The sequence below is a fragment of the Cellvibrio sp. 25HG11W-0 genome (genome assembly GCF_057815475.1).
This window is the reverse complement of sequence record NZ_CM174230.1, coordinates 382,258-402,627: the sequence shown is the minus strand read 5'-3', so window position 1 is coordinate 402,627 and position 20,370 is coordinate 382,258. Positions and strand designations below refer to the sequence as shown.

At 44.3% G+C, this 20,370-nt stretch carries 18 protein-coding genes and 1 pseudogene; 13 read left to right on the top strand and 6 right to left on the bottom strand.

From position 1 onward, the window contains the following. Window positions 1–7 precede the first annotated feature (7 nt). The 10 genes and pseudogenes from AC0KUT_RS01775 to AC0KUT_RS01730 all read left to right on the top strand — a co-directional run bounded on the left by AC0KUT_RS01775 (window position 8) and on the right by AC0KUT_RS01730 (window position 10,639). A pseudogene (locus tag AC0KUT_RS01775) lies at window positions 8–259 on the top strand (YnfA family protein). A gap of 237 nt (window positions 260–496) precedes the next feature. After that, on the top strand, window positions 497–874 hold the full coding sequence (locus tag AC0KUT_RS01770) for a hypothetical protein (protein ID WP_488833052.1): 378 nt from the start codon (window positions 497–499) through the stop codon (window positions 872–874). Between the two features lie 109 nt (window positions 875–983). Continuing rightward, window positions 984–2,258, top strand: coding sequence for a TolC family protein (locus AC0KUT_RS01765; protein ID WP_488833051.1), 1,275 nt, complete (start codon window positions 984–986; stop codon window positions 2,256–2,258). Continuing rightward, window positions 2,255–3,313: an efflux RND transporter periplasmic adaptor subunit gene (locus AC0KUT_RS01760; RefSeq protein WP_488833050.1), complete on the top strand. Its 1,059-nt coding sequence runs from the start codon at window positions 2,255–2,257 to the stop codon at window positions 3,311–3,313. The genes AC0KUT_RS01765 and AC0KUT_RS01760 overlap by 4 nt, the downstream gene beginning before the upstream one ends. Window positions 3,314–3,366: 53 nt before the next feature. Next, window positions 3,367–6,483 carry an efflux RND transporter permease subunit gene (locus tag AC0KUT_RS01755; RefSeq protein ID WP_488833048.1) on the top strand — a complete coding sequence of 1,039 codons (3,117 nt, stop codon included), beginning with the start codon at window positions 3,367–3,369 and terminating at the stop codon, window positions 6,481–6,483. 89 nt (window positions 6,484–6,572) lie between these two features. Further along, the gene (locus AC0KUT_RS01750) at window positions 6,573–6,887 is read left to right on the top strand and encodes a P-II family nitrogen regulator (protein WP_488833045.1); all 315 of its coding nucleotides are present in this window, start codon (window positions 6,573–6,575) and stop codon (window positions 6,885–6,887) included. A 68-nt stretch (window positions 6,888–6,955) separates the two neighbouring features. Further along, window positions 6,956–7,372 (top strand): hypothetical protein, encoded by a 417-nt coding sequence (locus AC0KUT_RS01745; protein ID WP_488833044.1) that lies wholly within the window; start codon window positions 6,956–6,958, stop codon window positions 7,370–7,372. Window positions 7,373–7,428: 56 nt separating this feature from the next. Further along, a complete protein-coding gene (locus AC0KUT_RS01740) occupies window positions 7,429–9,471 on the top strand; it encodes a heavy metal translocating P-type ATPase (protein ID WP_488833043.1) in 2,043 nt (680 codons plus the stop codon). A 416-nt stretch (window positions 9,472–9,887) separates the two neighbouring features. Further along, window positions 9,888–10,292 carry a MerR family transcriptional regulator gene (locus tag AC0KUT_RS01735; protein WP_488833042.1) on the top strand — a complete coding sequence of 135 codons (405 nt, stop codon included), beginning with the start codon at window positions 9,888–9,890 and terminating at the stop codon, window positions 10,290–10,292. 23 nt (window positions 10,293–10,315) lie between these two features. Continuing rightward, on the top strand, window positions 10,316–10,639 hold the full coding sequence (locus AC0KUT_RS01730; RefSeq protein WP_488833041.1) for a YnfA family protein: 324 nt from the start codon (window positions 10,316–10,318) through the stop codon (window positions 10,637–10,639). A 455-nt stretch (window positions 10,640–11,094) separates the two neighbouring features. On the opposite strand, the gene AC0KUT_RS01725 is transcribed toward AC0KUT_RS01730, so the two are convergent. Further along, window positions 11,095–11,358 (bottom strand): helix-turn-helix domain-containing protein, encoded by a 264-nt coding sequence (locus AC0KUT_RS01725; protein ID WP_488833040.1) that lies wholly within the window; start codon window positions 11,356–11,358, stop codon window positions 11,095–11,097. A gap of 65 nt (window positions 11,359–11,423) precedes the next feature. Between AC0KUT_RS01725 and AC0KUT_RS01720 the strand changes: the two genes are divergently transcribed. The 3 genes from AC0KUT_RS01720 (at window position 11,424) to AC0KUT_RS01710 (ending at window position 14,063) form a co-directional block, all read left to right on the top strand. Continuing rightward, window positions 11,424–11,963, top strand: a complete 540-nt coding sequence (locus tag AC0KUT_RS01720; RefSeq protein WP_488833039.1) for a hypothetical protein — start codon at window positions 11,424–11,426, stop codon at window positions 11,961–11,963. Continuing rightward, complete coding sequence (locus tag AC0KUT_RS01715) at window positions 11,960–13,384, top strand: DEAD/DEAH box helicase (protein WP_488833037.1); 1,425 nt, start codon at window positions 11,960–11,962, stop codon at window positions 13,382–13,384. Before AC0KUT_RS01720 ends, AC0KUT_RS01715 begins: the two co-directional genes overlap by 4 nt. A 115-nt stretch (window positions 13,385–13,499) precedes the next feature. Continuing rightward, the gene (locus AC0KUT_RS01710; RefSeq protein ID WP_488833034.1) at window positions 13,500–14,063 is read left to right on the top strand and encodes a hypothetical protein; all 564 of its coding nucleotides are present in this window, start codon (window positions 13,500–13,502) and stop codon (window positions 14,061–14,063) included. A 443-nt stretch (window positions 14,064–14,506) separates the two neighbouring features. Here AC0KUT_RS01710 and AC0KUT_RS01705 read toward each other — a convergent pair whose 3' ends face one another. The 5 genes from AC0KUT_RS01705 to AC0KUT_RS01685 form a co-directional block, all read right to left on the bottom strand. Continuing rightward, the gene (locus tag AC0KUT_RS01705; RefSeq protein WP_488833033.1) at window positions 14,507–15,565 is read right to left on the bottom strand and encodes a GNAT family N-acetyltransferase; all 1,059 of its coding nucleotides are present in this window, start codon (window positions 15,563–15,565) and stop codon (window positions 14,507–14,509) included. Between the two features lie 194 nt (window positions 15,566–15,759). Further along, on the bottom strand, window positions 15,760–17,127 hold the full coding sequence (locus AC0KUT_RS01700) for a hypothetical protein (RefSeq protein ID WP_488833032.1): 1,368 nt from the start codon (window positions 17,125–17,127) through the stop codon (window positions 15,760–15,762). Continuing rightward, on the bottom strand, window positions 17,111–19,351 hold the full coding sequence (locus AC0KUT_RS01695) for an AAA family ATPase (protein ID WP_488833031.1): 2,241 nt from the start codon (window positions 19,349–19,351) through the stop codon (window positions 17,111–17,113). The genes AC0KUT_RS01700 and AC0KUT_RS01695 overlap by 17 nt, the downstream gene beginning before the upstream one ends. After that, complete coding sequence (locus AC0KUT_RS01690) at window positions 19,351–19,737, bottom strand: hypothetical protein (protein ID WP_488833030.1); 387 nt, start codon at window positions 19,735–19,737, stop codon at window positions 19,351–19,353. Before AC0KUT_RS01690 ends, AC0KUT_RS01695 begins: the two co-directional genes overlap by 1 nt. Then, complete coding sequence (locus tag AC0KUT_RS01685) at window positions 19,730–20,368, bottom strand: hypothetical protein (RefSeq protein WP_488833029.1); 639 nt, start codon at window positions 20,366–20,368, stop codon at window positions 19,730–19,732. Before AC0KUT_RS01685 ends, AC0KUT_RS01690 begins: the two co-directional genes overlap by 8 nt. Window positions 20,369–20,370: the final 2 nt, after the last annotated feature.

Sequence of the window (20,370 nt, the reverse complement as noted above, 5' to 3'; positions counted from 1 at the left end):
TTTCAGCATATCCAGCAGGCGTTGGAGCAGATGGCTAATCTGGTTGTTGATTCCTGCTGCTGCGAGTCTGGCTCTATTTGTCTAGTTGCTGACATTGCATCTAGCAGCCAGTGGCAGAGTTTATGCTGCCTATGGTGGTGTCTGTATAGCTACGGCACTGGTGTGGTTAAGGTTCGTCGATGGAATTTAATTATCGCCATGTGACTGGCTTGGAGCAGGTATTGCTTTGATAGGGATGATGATTATTGTGGCTGGCTAGAAAAATGAAAGCTTGGAATATTGATTCACTTAGGAGCTTGGGCAACCTATTTATCCTGAAGAATCGTAATCTCAAATTTAGGCATGGCATAGGAAAGAATGCGGACTTAGTCTGCGGCCAATTCATATTGATAAAGCCTTAACTGGTCTTTTCATATTAATACCGTAAATCGTACGGTGGCTATAACAGATCAATTGTTATATCCTTGGTGAAATTTGTTATTAGGTATTAGCGCACGTGAGCGTCAGTCTTGTCCATAAAACTTTTGTGCTTCTGGCGCTACTGCTGTGGCTAATGTCCAGCTGGACAGGCGTGTATGGACACTTTTGTTTTGATGGTCAGGAGCCTCCTGTTTCTATTCATCTCGACAACCTTAATACACATGATGAACATGATGTAGAGAGTGCACATGTTGATATGGATGTCGATCTATCCCAATCAGTCATTGCAAAATTACTAAAATTTGATGCTCCATTGCCTTTGTTGCTCATTTCAATACTTGTCCTTTTGGTATTGTCACAAGCACCTTATTTCTCGTTTCCCCGTACATGTCACCCGCGCCGCGTTATTGGTGTACGTCCACCGCCGCGCGCACCTCCCTCAACTTCAGTCTGATTATCCATAACACCCCCTTTTAACAGGGGAATTCGTGCATTCCCATTGTGCTGTTGAGTGCTACTTAAAGCCTTAATGCTTGGAGATGCCAATTTGGCTGGAGCTTTCTATGCAATTTATACATCGAGCATTAACCGTCTCGGTTGTTGCTATTACCTGTAGTGTCTACGCAGCGTCGTCAACTGCACAATTATCACTCACATTGAGCGATGCAGTTCGCGCAACGCTTCAAAAAAATCCTCAACTGGCTGGCTACACCTTTAAAGTCAATGCTTTGGCCGGCGAAAAACAAACTGCTTCACTTCGTCCCGAATACCGCGTAAGTACAGATTTGGAAAACGTTGCTGGTTCCGGTGAGTTTAGCGGCGCCGAAACAGCCGAACTAACTATTTCATTGTCATCCGTTATAGAGTTGGGCGGTCAGCGCGATGCGCGCGTGAATGTGGTGACCGCCCGTCAACAGCAACTGCAATCTACCCAACGTCTACTTACGCTGAATGTGATTACAGCGGTGACCCATCAATTCATTCAATTACTGGCTGCGCAAGAACAACTGGCATTGCAAGAAGAGTCGCATCAGTTAATCCAACAAACCCTCAGCTCACTGACTAGGCAGGTGCAGGCGGGTGGCACTGCCGACAGTGAGCTCTTGCGCGGAAACGCGGCACTGGCTCGCTCCAATATTGCTTTGCAACAAGCACGGCAAATAGTCAGCAGCGAACGAGTCAAACTCAGCGCCTATTGGGCAGATTCCTCTCCTGATTTTACGATGGTAAAAGCCGATCTCTATGCAGTGCCAATGGCAATGCCGTTACCAACGTTGCTGGATAAGCTGTCGGCCAATCCGGATTTGGTGCAATTGGCCAAAGAGGTAGATGTTCGCATCGCTGAAGCACAGCATGCGCGTAGCGAACGACGCCCCTCATTGGAATGGAATGTCGGTGTACGTCGCCTTCAGGCGACAGAGGACTCCGCTCTCGTTCTTGGCTTGAGCATGCCTTTAGGTGCAGGCAGCAGAGCCAGTGGCGCGATCACAACCGCTAATGCCAATCAACAAAGTGCCGAACTCGAACGAGACAGTGCGCGAGTGCAATTGGAGGCTCAACTCATCTCCGCGTATGAGGCTCATCGGCAAGCTATTGATGAAGTCAATGTGTTGCGTGATCAAGTCCTTCCTTCGCTAAAAAAAGCCATGCGCAGTACAGCAAGTGCTTTTGACCAGGGGCGCTATAGCTATATGGAATTAAACCTTGCACAAAGCCAATTGCTGGATGCCCAGCAAGCCTTGGTTGAGGCGGCGTCACGCATGCAAGAAACCCGGATCGAGCTGGAGCGAATGATCGGTTCCGCACTGAATGAACAGAATGTTGAGGTTACGCAATGAAAACTTTAAAAAAGAACACCTTGAAATCACCAGAAAAAAATTTCCTGAAATCTGCACCTGCACTTGTTTTTGTCTTAGTAATTTTACTGGCTTTATTTTTAGCTGATATTTACATGGCCAATGCTGCTACAGAGAAAGACGATCACAAGCACCAAGAGAATGAGCATGCAGACGAAAAAGATGCTCATGCTGATGACCATGAAAAACCGGGCGAAGAAGAACATGCAGATGAGCACGGCGATGAAAAAATGAAGTTGTCTGCCGAGCAACAAAAAACCGGCGGCATTCAATTAGCGGAAGCAGGTCCGATTGATATTCAACAAACCTTACCACTGTATGGTGTTGTTGTACCCAATGCAGAACGCATCCAAAGTATCAAAGCGCGTTTTCCCGGTGTGATCCGCACAGTAAATCGCAAACAAGGCGATAAGGTATCGGTGGGTGATGCACTAGCAACTATCGAAAGCAATGAAAGCATGAAAGTGTACACCATCCGCGCGACCATGAACGGAATCATTACTGACCGTCACGCAGTCGAAGGTGAACAAACCGGTGATGAGCCACTGTTTGTGGTCGCTGACATGACCACAGTATGGGTTGATTTATCCATATTCCCTCGCGATGTTACGCGGCTACAACTTGGACAACAGGTTCGTATTGAACAAGTGCAGCGTAAACTCGTAGACAAGGGGCAACTCGTCTATATTTCAGCAAATGCGAATCCTGTCAACCAGGCGATCAGTGCGCGGGTGTTGTTGGATAATTCAAAAGGCCAGTGGATTCCTGGACACTTTGTGAATGCGCAAGCAACCTTGAGCAAAACACCGGTTGCGGTTGCAGTACAAAACGATGCACTGCAAACACTCGAAGGCAAAACCGTTATTTTTGTAAAAGAAGCGGACGGATTTGAACTCAGGCCTGTTCGTCTCGGCAAAGCCGATAGCGAATTCAGTGAGGTAGTCGAAGGCATTGCCGCAGGTGATACTTATGTTGCACGCAACAGCTTTATCCTGAAATCAGAAATGGGCAAGGAGAGCGCTGAACATGGACATTAATCTGCGCTTATTGCTGCTCAACCCGGTTCACTCTCTGGATGGAGGAATGAACCATGGTTGATGCACTGTTACAATTTTCCATCGCGCGACGTTGGCTGATTTTATTTTTAGTCGCCGTTACTGCCGGTGTAGGTTTATGGAATTACCAAAAGCTTCCGATTGATGCGGTTCCTGATATTACTAATGTGCAGGTTCAAATCAATACACAAGCGGCTGGTTATTCTCCACTTGAAGTAGAACAGCGCATCACTTATCTGGTGGAAGTGGCGATTGCAGGTTTACCTCACGTAGAAAGCACGCGTTCACTCTCTCGTTATGCGTTATCACAAGTAACTGTCGTATTTGAGGATGGCACTGATATTTATTTTGCGCGCAATATTATTAATGAGCGATTGCAGCAAGCGAAAAGTCAGATGCCTGCAGGCATCGAACCCGAAATGGGCCCGGTTGCTACAGGGCTGGGGGAGATTTTTCATTACTCGGTTCATGCCGACGCAAAAGCGCGCCAGCCTAACGGTGAACCCTACGATGCCATGGCACTACGCACCTTGCAGGATTGGGTTATTCGCCCACAGCTTCGTCTCGTTCCCGGCGTCACTGAAGTCAACACGATTGGCGGCTATGAAAAGCAGTTCCACATTACGCCTGACCCATCAGCATTACTTGCCTACGGCGTTACCTTCGCAGATCTGGCTTCAGCACTTGAACGAAACAATGCCAATATCGGTGCGGGATACATTGAGAAAAATGGCGAGCAATACCTGATCCGTGCACCGGGACAAGTTGCTGATATTCCCGCTATTCAAAAAATCATTGTGACTCGCAAAGATGGCTTGCCCGTTCTTGTGGGCGATCTTGCTGGTGTCGCCTTAGGGAAAGAATTGCGCACCGGTGCTGCCACGCGCGACGGAGAAGAAACAGTGCTCGGTACCGCAGTGATGTTATTGGGCGGCAATAGCCGCACGGTATCGGAAGCGGTTGCCGAAAAACTGGTGGAAATCAATAAAACCTTACCCGAAGGGATTACTGCCGACGTCGTTTATAACCGTACCGTACTCGTTGATAAAACCATTGCAACCGTACAAAAAAACTTGTTGGAGGGTGCAATTCTCGTTGTTGTGGTGTTGTTGTTGATGCTCGGCAATGTACGGGCAGCATTACTCACCGCGATGGTGATTCCACTCTCAATGCTGATATTGATGACGGGCATGGTAGAAGCTAAAGTCAGCGCCAATTTGATGAGCCTCGGTGCGTTGGATTTCGGTCTAATTGTTGATGGTGCAGTGATCATTGTTGAAAGCTGCCTGATGCGTTTAGGGCAGCGGCAACACCACCTTGGGCGACTGCTAATTCTTGAGGAGCGACTGCAAACAGTGTTTAGTGCAACACGGGAAGTGTTTACCCCCAGTCTTATCAGTGTACTTGTGGTGATTATAGTGAACTTGCCGATCCTCGCACTCACCGGTGTTGAAGGCAAAATGTTCACACCAATGGCTCTCGCCGTGATCATGGCGTTAATCGGTGCATTGATTCTGTCACTGACTTTTGTGCCCGCTGCTGTTGCATTGCTTCTTACAGGAAAAATCGAAGAGAAAGACAATCGCATCGTCGTAAAAACCAAAGAAGTTTACATCCCAACCCTGGATTTTGCCCTTAAACGCAGAGTGCCGATTCTAGTGGGTGCAATAGTGTTTGTTGTGTTCTCCGGGTGGTTGTCTACACGCATGGGTACCGAGTTTGTGCCCAACCTGGATGAAGGTGATATCGCGGTTCAGGCCTTGCGCATCCCAAGTACGAGCCTGACGCAATCACTCGACATGCAATTTCAGGTTGAGAAAGCGGTCATGAAAGTACCGGAGGTGAAAACCTATTTTTCACGTGTGGGTACAGCCGAAGTTGCCAGTGATCCGATGGGACCCAACATTTCTGACGGCTACGTCATGCTGAAAGACAAAAAAGACTGGCCAGATCCCGATGCCTCCAAAGCGGATGTACTCAAAGCGATTGAAGAGCAATTGGCGAAAGTACCGGGCAATGCGTATGAGGTCAGTCAGCCGATCCAATTGCGCTTTAACGAGCTTATTTCAGGCGTGCGCTCGGATCTCGGTATCAAGATTTTCGGTGATGATCTCAACCAGTTATTGACCTCCGGCAACCAAATTGCCAAGTTATTGAGCAGTATCGATGGCGCTGACGGCGTGAAGGTCGAGCAAGCAGATGGCCTGCCGATTCTATCCGTTAATGCCGATCGCGATTTATTGCTGCGCTACGGACTCAATATTGCCGATGTTCAGGAAACACTGGCAGCAGCAACCGGTGGGCAGGAGGCTGGCCAGATATTTGAAGGGGATCAGCGTTTTGATCTTGTCGTTCGTCTGCCGGAAAAACTACGTAATGATTTGGCAGCCTTGTCGTATCTGCCCATTCCATTACCGGAAGGTGGATTTATCCCACTGGGTGAAGTCGCAACACTGACACTCGCCCCCGGAGCTAACCAAATCAGTCGTGAGAATGGTAAGCGTCGCTTGGTCGTCACAGCCAATGTGCGCGACCGCGACCTGGGCGGATTTGTTGCTGAGGTGCAGGCCAAAGTGGGAGAAGAAATAAAACTTCCTCCGGGTTATTGGCTTAATTACGGCGGAACGTTTGAACAGTTGGAGTCGGCATCAAAACGACTAACGCTGCTGGTTCCACTGACGTTGATCATGATTTTTGCGCTGTTAATGATGACCTTCGGGTCGGCCAAGGATGCCCTATTGGTATTCAGTGGAGTTCCGTTTGCCTTAACCGGTGGGGTTATTTTCCTGTGGCTGCGCGATATCCCACTCTCCATCACCGCCGGAGTTGGCTTTATCACCCTGTCAGGGGTGGCGGTGCTAACGGGCGTGATGATGGTGTCTGCCTTCCGCGATAGCCTGAACAATGGTTTGACCATTGAACCTGCTATCCGCGAAGGAGCTATGTTGCGCTTGCGGCCTATCCTGATGGTGGCCTTGGTTGCCGCACTCGGTTTCTTGCCGATGGCACTGAACACCAGCACCGGTGCTGAAGTGCAACGGCCATTGGCCACGGTGGTCATTGGCGGAATAATTTCATCCACCATATTGACCCTGTTGGTATTGCCGGGTTTATACCGAATGGCTTATCGCGGAGCACAAAAAGGCCAATAACCTGAATTGTCACCAGCCTCGTGCTGGTGGCAACCCCATTCTGGCGCGTTGCAAAATCTGGAGCGCGCCTTCGCCAGGAGACTGGAATTATGAAACTGATCACTGCGCTTTTACATCACGTGCGGGTAACCGCTGTTATCGATGCACTGAACGATGCGGGTTATCGCAACCTCAGCTTACAGGATATAAAAGGTACTCTAAAACCCTTGGGGGATTTTGAAATGACCTATTCGTCGGAAGCCCGGCTGGTCATTTCCGAGGTGCAATTATCACTCCCCTGCGAGGACAGCGACGTGGAATCCATCACCCGGATTATTCGCGAGGCTGGCCGCATTGGTACCGATGTTTGTGGATGGGTTTATGTGAGTGCTATTGAACAGGCGTTACCCATCGGCGGTTCGTAAGCATACAAGAACGTGCGACTGGAAAATGTTTTTCCAGTCGTCTTTCGATTCACTACAGGAGAACTCACATGATTAACCTGTCACGAATACTGATTTCATTTTTCTTTGTTGTATTACTCAGTGCCTGCCAAACAACAGTACCCACTACGTCCAATATCGTGTTCGAGGACGATGCACTGCGTCAGCATAACCTTGAACTGACCAACGCAACGGCCAGTTTTAATGATGGTATTTTGACAATAAATGGTGGCGTCTGGCCAACACAAAAAAAGCCACATATCGCATGCGGACAATTGCAGCTTCAGATATTTGATACCCAAGGTATGTTATTAAAAACCCTCAATGTGGACTATTCACCTTGTCACTTGCATTACGGCCCCAATACCCGTCGTACAGGATCTTTTTCAGTCGTGATCAATAACATACATCCGCAGGCATCAATTATTAAAGCGAGTTACCAAAAAACGCCGCATGAAGCTCACTGATTTTTTGTGATATGACCCTTCGTTTTTTATCATTATTTTCAAGTAAAGGAAACACTATGGAACATACACACAAATATGATGAACAGGGCAAACAACTATGTTGTACAGAAGAAGAAAAAATAAATAACCAGGCCGATTCACTAATAAAGAACAAATCCGTAAAAGATAGTTGTTGTGCAACTGACGAACATGACAAGCACACCGATGATGATGGACACGATCATGCTAGCAGTAGCGACAGTAACTTCGAACTGTTTCTGCCCGCCGTAATCAGTTTAATAGCATTGTTAATTGCGCTAATTCTGGATAATTACGTGCCGCAAACCTGGTTTACTGGCTGGCCACGTATTGGTTGGTATGTTGCTGCCTATTTACCGGTTGGCCTGCCAGTCTTGAAAGAGGCCGTTGAAAGCATTGCGAAAGGTGAAGTATTTTCTGAATTTTTATTGATGAGCATTGCTACTATCGGTGCTTTTGCTATCGGTGAATATCCAGAAGGTGTTGCCGTGATGCTGTTTTATGCCGTCGGTGAAGTGTTCCAGACCCTCGCCGTGAAAAGAGCAAAAACCAATATTAAAACACTGCTCGATCAACGCCCCGACGAAGTAACCGTGTTGCGAAATAATCAAGCGATAACCCTGAAAGCAGAGACCGTCAGCATTGGCGATATTATCCAACTCAAAGCAGGTGAAAAATTAGGATTGGATGGTGAACTCCTATCCGAAACCGCCTCATTTAACACCGCCGCACTGACCGGTGAGAGCAAACCCGACACGAAAACTAAAGGTGATAGTGTTTTGGCCGGTATGATTAATCTCAATACAGTGTCACAAGTCAAAGTGACCACTGCCTATACCGACAGCAAACTGTCCCGAATTTTAGAATTAGTGCAAAACGCTTCTGCGCAAAAAGCACCTACCGAATTATTCATCCGAAAATTCGCCAAAATATATACCCCGATTGTCGTTATATTGGCCTTCGCGATTTGCCTATTGCCATACTTTTTTGTTGAGACATATGTATTCAGTCAATGGTTGTATCGAGCATTGATTTTTCTGGTGATCTCATGCCCTTGTGCGCTGGTCATCAGTATTCCACTCGGTTATTTTGGGGGAATTGGTGCTGCCAGTAAAAATGGTATTTTGTTTAAAGGCAGTAACTTTTTAGACACCATTTCTACCATTCAAAATGTAGTGATGGATAAAACCGGCACCATGACTGAAGGTGTATTTAAAGTACAAGAGGTCAACCTCAAACCTGAGGTTAATCGAGATGACATTCTGAAAATGGCCAATGCACTGGAAAGCCAAAGTACGCATCCTGTAGCAACAGCCATTCATCAATTTGTAGGTGATATTGATAGCACCATTAAATTAAATAATGTTGAAGAAATATCTGCTCATGGATTGAAAGCCGACGTGAATGGAAAAGAGTTATTGGTAGGTAATTTTAGATTGCTCGATAAATACGCCGTCACCTACGATATTGATCCCGCCACCATTGTGTATGCCGTCATCGCTATTGCCTACGATAAAAAATTCGCAGGCTACATTACTATCGCCGACAGCATTAAAGAGGATGCGCAATTAACGGTAGATACACTGAAAAATTTCGGCATCAACATTACCATGCTCAGCGGTGACAAAAGTTCTGTGGTGCAATTTGTCGCGCAAAAATTAGGTATCACCAATGCTTTTGGTGATTTACTGCCAGAAGATAAAGTTAACAAAGTAAAGGAAATCAAAGCTAGAAATGAGACCGTTGCGTTCGTAGGTGATGGTGTTAATGACGCACCGGTAATTGCACTCAGTGATGTTGGCATCGCGATGGGGGGATTAGGCAGCGATGCGACTATCGAAACCGCCGATGTCGTCATTCAAGATGACAAACCCAGCAAGATTCCCACCGCAATTGCCATTGGCAAACAAACCAAGCGCATTGTTTGGCAAAACATTTCCCTCGCATTCGGTGTAAAAGCCATCGTATTAATACTGGGTGCCGGTGGTTTGGCCACCATGTGGGAAGCTGTGTTTGCTGATGTCGGCGTAGCGCTACTGGCGATTATGAATGCAGTGAGAATTCAGCGGATGAAGTTTTAAGAAAAAATCAACATAGCGCCAGCCATCAGAATATTTCTGCGTTATTCTGCGTTTTTTATGCTAGCGGTGCTGCACTGATTGTTACTGCACTTATCAGCAGGTTCAGGGCAGCACTGTTTTTTGCGATGAGCCACCATATAAATTATGCTAAGGAATGCGATAGGCAGAAGACACAGAAGCAGCTCAAAACTCTTCGATCCACTCACAATGGCCAACAAGCTTGCTGATGATGCGCCAGCAATAATCAAATACAGGGGAACTGCACAGCATCCGATACATGCAATAGCCGCTACCAACATTAACCATACTGATTTGCGTTTGTTCATGAGAACTCCAAAAGATTGATGAAAGCACAGGAGCCTTTAGCGTAAAATCTGGAGTAACTACAGATTCAAGTGTTTTACAAAGGATTTATTATGTTTGGGATTGGCGCACTTTCACGTGCCACCGGCTGCCCGATTGATACCATCCGTTATTACGAAAAGCTGGGGCTATTGGAAAAACCATTCAGGACTGAAGGCGGCCATCGCCTCTATAATTCTGCCCATCAAAAACGTCTCTCATTTATTCTGAAAACCCGTAAATTAGGATTCACCCTGGAAAAAACGCGCGAACTTCTCAGCCTTGCTGAAAATACCGAGCGATCTTGTCACGAGGCATTGACCTTGGTTGACAATAATTTACACGAGGTCAGTGAAAAAATTGCCGAGCTACAACTAATCCAGAACGTACTCCTAAGGCTTTCAAAAGATTGCCAAACCTGTTGCCCAGAAGCAAAAGCACCTCAATGTACAATTGTGGATGCACTTTCTAATGCCTAAATCGTAACAACCTAAGGTTCACCATGGTAAAAATTTCTTTGTTGTTTATTGTTACCGCACTGGCAGAAATCATTGGCTGTTTTTTGCCATACCTTTGGCTGCGCAAAGAAGGCTCTATCTGGTTGTTGCTGCCCGCAGCAGCAAGCCTTACATTATTTGTGTGGTTATTAACATTACACCCGGCAGCTAGTGGGCGAGTTTACGCAGCCTATGGTGGTGTTTATGTTGCGACAGCGTTGGTATGGCTGCGCGTTGTTGATGGGATAAAACTATCTGTTTACGATTGGATTGGTGCAGGTATAGCCCTGATTGGAATGGCGATCATTATCGCCGGATGGAAGTCGTAGTGTTTATCCCAAACCTGACAATTCACTTACCTGTATGCGTGCCCCTCAACCAGCTAAGAAGCAAGTCAATCAACATTATTTTTTCCAGTTGACATTACGACTATTGCAAGCAGAAAAAAATAAAAAGCCAGTCCCACTAGTCGGACTGGCTTTTTATTGAAAGCTAAAAAATTCAGATTAATTGAATTGAATAAACTAGAGCCTATAAAGCCAATACTTCTCGAACAAAATTTTCCAAAATGTAATAAACGACCGGGCGGTTCCATTTTGATATCGGGATTAGGTTCAGCATAGAAATTACCTTTACCCATGCCTGCCATGCCATCACCGATTTCCAGAAAGCATTCACCATGTCCATTGAAGATTCTGTATCACCTGAGCCGTTTATAGCAACGGCAATATTATTAGCAACCACTAGTGTAATTCATCAACACGGGGAGCTGACCACGACTATTTTATGTGGGTGTTTCACTGTCATCGTGAAGGGACTTAATGAGAATATCCAACCCCTCATGAGGATCAACACCTAACACCTGGCAGTACCTCACAAACTCAAGCACTTCAATTTTCCGTCGATCCTGCTCCATCTTCCCCAGCACAGAATGATGCCGCCCCATAGCGAGAGAGGCTTCGCGGAGCGTCAAACCACTCGCATCCCGCTGCTTTTTTAGCCAGATGCGTAGCTTTTCGTAGTGAGATGAGTAAGGAGATGATTTCATTGTCTCGATGATAGAGACAGGATAGAATGGCGCGAAATTCGAGACATGAGGCGTCAATCTCTATCATGAAATCTCTCACCGTTAAGTCCGGGCTACTCTCGGCATTATCATTGTTGGTAAACCGAGAGTTCACCGTACACGATCTCACAAAAGCTTATTTGAACGATCCGGCATGCCTTCATAGCTCCAAAAAAGCCGCTCGCCAGTTTGTTTATCGCAACATGCTCCGCCTTATCGATAATGGGGAATTAACCAGGGTCGTTGTCGATAGCGGCTGGCCCTTGTATCGACTAACGCTCAAATTTCAAGCGCAGGCGGATGCTCCTGTAGTGACTCCAGCACCGTTAGCGGCTTCGGTAAAAGCTCTGATCACAAACGATACTCCTCGCCAGAGCCTGCAAGAGCGGCTAAATCGGCACAAATTGGAAATGTTATCCGCCATGGGTGAAACCGAGGAATATGATGCAATTTGCAGTGAGATGCCTGAGTTAAGGGATGATGTGCAGCCTCTTTACAACCAGTCCCGCGACAAATGTTCCAAGTTACTTGGACGTGTGAAAGCCTTGGAAAGCTTATTGGCAAGGGAAACAGGTTTAGCGCAATGAAATTAAGGCGCTGGCAATCAAGGTGTGTTGAGCAGGCTCTGGTGAAATTCAGAAATGAAGAAAATCACTTCCTGTGCCTTGCCACACCCGGCGCTGGCAAGACAGTCATGGCGGCGACTTTGGCCCAGACACTTCTTCAGTTAGGAATGATCGACCTGGTACTGTGTTTCTCACCATCTATTATTGTGTCATCTGATTTTCAGCAGGCGCTGGAAACCCATACCCATTGCCGGATGGATGGTCGTCTTGGGTCAAAGGGCCAGTCCTTGACCTATCAATCAATGTTGAGCTTGGGGGACGCTTTTTGGGCACTATTTCAAACCCATCGTGTTTTGGTAATTTTTGATGAGATCCATCACTGCGCCGGTGACAACCTTGAGAATGCCAATGCCTGGGGTCAAACCATCATCCAACATATCCAGGGGCGCGCGGCGTATACCATTGCGTTAACCGGCACACCCTGGCGCTCCGACCGAATCCCCATTGCGTTATCCAGCTACTGCCAACACAACAAAATCCGTTGTGATTTTATTTATGGAATGGCGCAGGCTATCCAGGAAAATGTGTGTCGGGCACCCAGCATCACGCTGGTGGACAATGACCGCATCATCGTAAAGCAAGGCAATACTACGGAGAGGTATTCATCCTTCGCCGAGTTACTTAGATTATCGAATTGCTCATATCAGCAATTAATTGATAACGATGCACTGATTGTGTATTTATTAAAACAATCGGTTAAAAAGTTGATGCAAATTCGCAAGCAACACCAGAATGCGGGCGGCCTTATCGTCGCCGCATCGGTAGATCATGCCTATAAGATTGCGACGTTACTGGAACGTCATGTAGGACAACGCGCTTGTGTCGCTACCTATTTGGATGAAGACGCCCACGGCACTATTAATTCCTTTAGAAACAGCACCCAGCCTTGGATTATTTCCGTCGGCATGGTGAGCGAAGGCACTAACATTCCACGACTGCGCGTGTGTTGTCACCTGACCCGCGTCAAAACAGAATTGCATTTCCGACAAGTATTGGGACGTGTTTTACGCATGGGAGATATTCCCGGCGAAAGTTATCTGTATCTACCAGCGGAACCTAATCTCGTTGAATACGCGAACCGTGTGGCAGAAGAAATACCTGAGTCTGCAACCATTCGACGCGAGACTATGCCCGATAGAGACGAGGAAAAACCTTTAGCGATCAAGTTGCAACAAGCGCCGCACATCGAAGAAACTACAGAAATTATTTTTGAAAATATGTCTGTAGTCGAATCGCAACCTAACATAGACGATTTACAACCCATCAATATTTCCATCCTGGCACAATCCTATGACACCACCATCAACGTATTTGGTCGGTTTCGTCAGGAATTGCTGCAATTGCATCAACTCTATGCGCGCGAACCCAGTAGCCCGCTATAAACCATATATTTGAATCAGAGGATTTTTAAAACCAAGGATTATGGGGTGACTGTATTGCTTCGCGCGTTACTACAGCGCACTATTTGGCATCGACAGGGCAAACAATAAATCCACTATGGCAACCGTAGACCAATACATTAATGCCGCCACGCGTGACAACACGCGAAAGAGCTATCAATCTGCTATTGAGCATTTTGAAGTTCAGTGGGGTGGATTTTTACCCGCAACGGCAGATTCAATAGCCCGGTATCTAGCTGATTACGCCGATGTATTGGCGATCAGCACATTAAAATTGCGATTGGCGGCGATTGCCCAATGGCATCTGGATCAAGGATTCCCTGATCCCACCAAAAGCCCGATAGTTAAAAAGGTTATGAAAGGGATCCAAGCTTTGCATCCGTCCCGCCCCCAACAAGCCAAATCCTTGGCAATCAGCCAATTGGAATGCATTGATGGATGGCTCACGCAACAACTTGAAGACAGTGCGAATCGGGAGAAACAGCTCAGAATTCTGCGTGATCGGGCCATACTTCTACTAGGATTCTGGCGAGGTTTTCGTAGTGATGAGCTAAGCCGGGTCTGTGTTGAACACGTGGAATTGCGTCCAAGTGAAGGCATGGAGCTTTATCTTCCGCATACCAAAACGGAATACTCGGGGACAAGCGTTAAAGCTAGGTAATTACGCCTCTGGATTGGAGGGGGACATTAGCAGATTTAGGCATTCTTGGGCATGAAATCTAGGGTGAGGTCGGCTTGAGCAGAGACGTTGGGGAGGCTCCCAATATCGATTTATAATTGGTGAGTATTCTATGGAGCTTTTGACATATGATTTTTAAAATCATCAACCGTTGGTGTTGATTCTCTAGTTTCTTTAACAACCTATCCAAGTCGAAAATTTCTTCATGTAATCTATCAAATACATGACGGACGCTAGAGCTCTATCTATACTTCCCCAAACTATCTCTACCTTACGAAATTTGATGTTCTGGAATACTGTGGTGTTGCCATCGCTTATTCAACCACTTTTTCGGTTAATTGGTGTGAGTATGCGGCTGGTATTAGGAAGGTGAGTACAGCGATTGCAGTGATTCGAAGATCATTTATTACATTAATTATAGATGATTATTTGGCTTTCTTAAATGGAAGAAATGCTTTCATCTCTTCAATATAATTTAAATTTCCTCTCGATTCCTCAAGAATATTTTGATTGATTGCACTTTCAAATCGGGAATCGAGAACCCAATGATTTGAATAAACTTCGCTGGGAATAAAACCGCGTTGAATTTTATGTTCCCCCTGGGCGCCAGCTTCAAATTTCTGTAAGCCATATTTAATACAAAACTGAATTCCAGAGTAATAGCATAATTCAAAATGAAGCACATCTATGCTTTCGGTACAGCCCCAATGCCTGCCATATAAAGTTGTGTCACTAAAAAAATATAATGCTCCTGCAATATATTCCGCTTCACGCTTTGCAAAAACCACCATAGTCTGCGCTAAAATAGGATCGGTTAAGCTTCTAAAAAATTCTCTATTTAGATAACCGCTATGACCACTGCGCTTTTGATACGTGTCACGATAAAAATCAAAAAAAATGTCCCATAAGTCTGAAGTAATCTCCCTTCCAATTTTCACTTCAACCTCTATCCCATACTGATAGATACTTGCTCGCTCCTTTTTAACTGCTTTTCGTTTGCGAGAATTAAGCGTTTCCAAAAAATGATCGAATGTTTCGTAGCCACTATTAAACCAATGGAACTGTGTGTTAATTTTTCTTTTAAATCCAGAAATATTCCAATTTTCTGATTCATTTTTATCAGACAATAAAATATGAATCGAAGAATATCCATGCTCTGCGGACAGTGCCCGAAGTGATTCAGAAACAAATTTAAAGATTTCTTGAGTGTTTATTGAGTTTGAATACGCAAGCCTTATTCCAGAAGCAGGAACAAAAGGAATGGAGCTTAACAATTTGGGATAATAGCCTATTCCATGCTGCTCATAAGCTTGGGCCCAAGAAAAATCAAAAATATACTCACCATAAGAATGATACTTTAAATAAAGCGGCATCACTGCAACTATATTCTCGCCACTCGATACCATTAAATGGTGAGGCTTCCAACCTGACTTAGCACTTACACAACCACTGACTTCTAGTGCATACAGAAAATCGTATTGCATGAAAGGAAACTTATCATCAACAAGTGAGTTCCAAAGAACGGAATTTATTGTCGTTATTGAATCGACGAATCGACAATTCATATCTACTTGTGCTCCATTTGTAAAACTTTAGGAATGCTAGCTCATCATTTGGTTCGAAATGGCGCGCATAAACAGTACGAAATAAAAAGTCTGCTGGAGATTCAATATGTAATCTATTTTCTTAGTTTTTGGTTCTCAATTTTTAATTTGCGTATTACATCTTTTAGTTCACGATTATCTCGTTCCCTCTCAGCTAAGTCACCTTTTAACATCAATACTTCTTCTTTCAAACTATATTCTATTGTTGTTGATGTTAGTGTCTTTGAAGCATTGTAATAGGCTGCTAAGCTCAACTCTGATTCATGCCCCAATTTTCGTTTAGTTCCATGAGTAACATCTGCTGGTGCAGTGGATAGCTTTTTCTTAACGCGTGTCTCCAGCTCCACACGAATATCATCGCTTGTAAATTTACGTCTAATTGAATGAATGCCAGACCCACGGGGGCAATTAATAGCTGAAAATGCCTTTGAAAATAATTGTGTGAGGGCCGAATCTGCTAAGGGCTTACCTGTAACTGAGCTCAAGAATAATGCTTCTTGAAGCTCTTCTTCTGTAATATTTTTTCGTAACAGCAATTCGGATCGAGAGTATTCGATATGTCTCTGTATCCTATAAATAAGTGCCTCAGGGAATTCAAAATCGAATTGATAGCCAAATTTTTGCTTCTTCGGCTTAACCGTGACTACTGCATCAGCTGTGTTGAGAGTACCAATAATTTTTTTACCCAGAAAATTATCAACCGTTAAAGATTGTACACTTCCTTGTCGCCAACCCACTGCTTCAACAATATCCATAATCAGAATATTTCTTTCCGCAGCATAGCCATCTTTTCCCGAGTTAAAGTATTCTCTAAGTTTATGTAAGTCATTTTCTGTCGCAACGTAATCAATTGCTTGGCCCGAAGAACCAACACGCTTGTAACAAAGTGGGTAACGCCGATTATCATCAGCGGATGCAGACCTAGTACTTTTTCGATCTGGTGTTAGCAATGACTGAATTTTATATTTGTCGCCACTTCCGATGTGGTTTTCAAAAATCAGAAATTTTTCCTGTGCCCAAATGTAAAAATTATATACCTCGCGCAGTTTTATGTTGACAGTACGTTTACTTGATAGGTCATCTCTTGAGCTTTTTTTTGATCTTACGTTAGTCAATTCCCATTCTCTGTATGCCTCTAAATGATTATCTTCTATTTCATCTATTTTGAGACAATGAGCTAGCGTGAAATCGACAAAGGACTTCAATGCACTCGTAGCTCTATCTATAGCTGATTTGTGGGATTGTGCTCCCGCACGACAACGAGCATTTTTATCTGCTATTTGTAAACAGTAGCTTGTAATTGTCTCAATTAGTTCTACTCGGTGATTAAAAAATATCGGTGACTTATACCCGCCGGGTAGCTCACCCCATTTTACTGTGACAGGCCAGTTGCGTCGGAGATCCGCCTTACGGTTTCCAGGCTTATCAATTATAAGTTTCATTTTTTTGCCATTGGCTATCGCTACTAATTTTGCTCATTAGTGATCGCTTAAAATTTAGGCCAACACATCTTGTCGGACTTCGAGAAGGCACACTAATCTGAAAATTAAAGTTTTCTAACGAACCTACAATAACACACTGTTTTTTACTTCGCGTTACGCCAGTATAAAACCAGTTGTTATTAATAGAATCATTATGGTTTTCTGAAAATTGTGCTGCAATAACCACACATTCCCACCGACCAAAGTGTGATTCATTTAAAATCACGCAGTAACCCAAATCCACGTGTTTTAAATCTTCTTCAGTAAGCGGTGTTTTTCCAGTTGTGTTGAAATTGGCCTCAGCAACAAACACATAACTCCGATTGAGTTCACTTTCCATGATTACAGGGCGCTTATATATTTCAGTAATGGTTCCAACAGAGCCGTTAAATAGACTCCGTATTCGATCGGTATGACCCGTATAAATAATCCTATCGCCAACTGCTAGCTCGACATCTTTTCCAAAGATTGTCTCAAGAGAAAGGTGCTCGTACTCACGCATTGAAATATTTTCATAATGAAGTACAGCATTCAGGGACTTGCAAGTCTCGTGCTCAGAGGCAACAATTTGTGTTTCTCCTGCTGCGCCTAACTCCCTATATGTATAAATAAGAGAGTCGATCAAATGCTTATCATCAGTGCTGAGAAATGAAACACCGAGCCCTTTTGATTGACCTGACACAAACTTTTCCAATTCAACTTTTCTTTGGCTTTTAATTGCATCGGCAATAATAGAGATATCGTTTATTAAAGGCTCATCTAAAACTTTGGTTAGCGTAGTGATGTGTGGATATTGATCCATTACGAGCTGGTGTAAAATAAGTCCCGGTCCGTTAGGTGGTAGCTGGTGATGATCTCCGATTAGATAAAGTCGCGATCCTTTGGGTAAAACCAACAGGATTTGATAAAATGTAGTCGCATCCAATACTGATGCTTCATGAATAAACAGATATAGATTTTCGGGTAACCCAGAATTTTTTGTTAACTGTAGAAATTCATGAACTGATAGTACCCCCTGACCAGTTACCTCACACACACCGTATGCGGCTTGCACCGTTAGCATCAGCTGCATAATCACCGCATTCCTCGGGAGCATGCGAAACACACAATTTAAAACCGTTTTTTTACCGACAGCTCTACCACCCAAAACTACGACAAATGGTTTTTCAAAAACCATCTTGACGGCGTTACGCTGTGCTGCTGTGAGTTTGTATGGCAAGGAAACTTCGATGTTATTAAGATCAGATTCGGCAAAATTAATAGTAGTTTCATTCTCAATTTCTAGTATGCGGTCGTCTATATAATCCTCAATAACTTGCGCTCCGTCCACTCGATACATAAGCGAACCATTAGCATCGACGGAACTACACACACGCCCTTCAGCTAAAGCTAAATTAATTGCCGGTGTAATATCTTTCTCATCTAAAACATACCGAAGTCGATCAACTAATGCCCCGTGAAATTGTGCGGTATGTTTATCATCATATGCATTGTAAAGTGCAGACTCAATAGCAGCGATATAACGCAACTTGGAATCCTGAGGGATACTGAACACTTCACGTGCACATTTATCGACTGGCTCCCAGCTGCTCAGCGCGAGGAGCCGATATGGATCTTCAGTAATTCGGTCCTGAAGATCATTGCCCCACAGTTCACGAGCCTTCCATGCCAAGTGTGCAGGTAATTTAATAGAGTTAAAAAATTCAATTGTCAGAAAAGATTCAAGGTAATCATTCCATTTTTCAAATAATATAGTGATTACTGTTTCTGACAAATTTATTTTCCTTAATAGCTTATTTATATTGCGAGAAGACAATATTTCATACAACTCATCTCCATATAAAGCCCAAAGCCTTTTTGCAGTTTTCACTCCAATGCCGGCGAAGGCCGGGTTCCGTGTTAGAAAATAAACTATACTGCTACCTTTCGGGAGCGCAATTTGCGCAAAGTCCGCAATTATCTGCTCGCCATACGCAGTCATTTTATCGTAAGCACCGGTAATCTCCCAAATTTGCCCTATGCACGGCACAGGGCATCCTGAGGCTGTTTTCTTGTTGATTTTTACTTTAATACTATCGCCGTATGTATTACCTAATGGTAACAAAACAAATATCATCCCCTGACGCTCTGAATAGCTAAGTACTCGGTTAATAAGACCTAAAACACTTATTTTTTTGTCAGCCATTATCGCGCCACCCTTCCGAAGTTAACAAAATGGCTATACCGGTTCATCTCCTTTCGCAACGACTTATTTTCGGCAGTTAGTGTCACAATGAAATTTTCGAGTCGATTAATTGTGTCGCTTAATAAATTAATATCTTTTGTTTGGATTTTCTTTTGATCCCTTGGTTGCGCACCAAGAATGATGTCTAGCCCCTCAAATAGGGTAGCCAATTTAGCGTTGCTTCCGATTGTAGAGTAAGTAATTCCTAGCTCTTTACAAATACGTTTTCTGGAAGCTTTTTTAAACTGATTTATAGGCACATTATACAGTGGCGTATTCTTTACATATTTTTCCATTTTAGAAACGCTGGCTCGCGCAACTGAATTTTCGCTAGATTTTTTAATCATGTTTTACTTCCTTTAAAGGAACTAGTGCACTGAGTGTTTTGTTTAAATCAGAAACCTGTGCTTTCAGCTGTTCATTCACCTGTCTAAGGTGGACAACAACTTTTTCATATTCTGCTTCATTATTCTTGCGCAGCCTTTGTTCTTTTCTCAATGCTAACTCGGCGGTCTCAATGCGCAACATTGCCTCCAAAACAAATTTGGATTCAGATTTAACAACCGTATTTAAATAATCAACTTCATTGTTAAGACTCTTAATCTTAGAAGCATTGGACGAGGAATCATTCATCCTGCACGCCAAAACTTTAAGGGTTTCGTATAAGCTGGTTGCCGCGTGGTTGTATTCAGAATTGTAATTTTTATAAAAAGTATCCCTACCTATTGTGTGAAAAGCTGGAAGGTCTTTTTGAACACCCAGCGAACACTGGGAGCCATCCCATCTGCAAAATTCCGAATGATTTCTAGGAAACCATTCAACAATTTTGTCTCCATTGCCATCACGCTCAAAACTTCCATCTGCTGCGGTCCGCCATGGCAGCGAATCTAGCGACCATTTTCGTAGAATAGTGATTTTAATTTCTATGTTTCGCTGAGATCTCTCTTTAGTAACTTCTGACGCATGACGCTTTATCATCG

Coding starts and splice junctions, on each gene's coding strand:
- AC0KUT_RS01755 (WP_488833048.1), top strand. CDS start 3,367: ATGGTTGATGCACTGTTACAATTTTCCATCGCGCGACGTTGGCTGATT.
- AC0KUT_RS01685 (WP_488833029.1), bottom strand. CDS start 20,368: ATGATAAAGCGTCATGCGTCAGAAGTTACTAAAGAGAGATCTCAGCGA.
- AC0KUT_RS01750 (WP_488833045.1), top strand. CDS start 6,573: ATGAAACTGATCACTGCGCTTTTACATCACGTGCGGGTAACCGCTGTT.
- AC0KUT_RS01700 (WP_488833032.1), bottom strand. CDS start 17,127: ATGAAACTTATAATTGATAAGCCTGGAAACCGTAAGGCGGATCTCCGA.
- AC0KUT_RS01745 (WP_488833044.1), top strand. CDS start 6,956: ATGATTAACCTGTCACGAATACTGATTTCATTTTTCTTTGTTGTATTA.
- AC0KUT_RS01705 (WP_488833033.1), bottom strand. CDS start 15,565: ATGCAATACGATTTTCTGTATGCACTAGAAGTCAGTGGTTGTGTAAGT.
- AC0KUT_RS01690 (WP_488833030.1), bottom strand. CDS start 19,737: ATGATTAAAAAATCTAGCGAAAATTCAGTTGCGCGAGCCAGCGTTTCT.
- AC0KUT_RS01710 (WP_488833034.1), top strand. CDS start 13,500: ATGGCAACCGTAGACCAATACATTAATGCCGCCACGCGTGACAACACG.
- AC0KUT_RS01730 (WP_488833041.1), top strand. CDS start 10,316: ATGGTAAAAATTTCTTTGTTGTTTATTGTTACCGCACTGGCAGAAATC.
- AC0KUT_RS01715 (WP_488833037.1), top strand. CDS start 11,960: ATGAAATTAAGGCGCTGGCAATCAAGGTGTGTTGAGCAGGCTCTGGTG.
- AC0KUT_RS01765 (WP_488833051.1), top strand. CDS start 984: ATGCAATTTATACATCGAGCATTAACCGTCTCGGTTGTTGCTATTACC.
- AC0KUT_RS01735 (WP_488833042.1), top strand. CDS start 9,888: ATGTTTGGGATTGGCGCACTTTCACGTGCCACCGGCTGCCCGATTGAT.
- AC0KUT_RS01725 (WP_488833040.1), bottom strand. CDS start 11,358: ATGAAATCATCTCCTTACTCATCTCACTACGAAAAGCTACGCATCTGG.
- AC0KUT_RS01695 (WP_488833031.1), bottom strand. CDS start 19,351: ATGGCTGACAAAAAAATAAGTGTTTTAGGTCTTATTAACCGAGTACTT.
- AC0KUT_RS01740 (WP_488833043.1), top strand. CDS start 7,429: ATGGAACATACACACAAATATGATGAACAGGGCAAACAACTATGTTGT.
- AC0KUT_RS01720 (WP_488833039.1), top strand. CDS start 11,424: ATGAAATCTCTCACCGTTAAGTCCGGGCTACTCTCGGCATTATCATTG.
- AC0KUT_RS01760 (WP_488833050.1), top strand. CDS start 2,255: ATGAAAACTTTAAAAAAGAACACCTTGAAATCACCAGAAAAAAATTTC.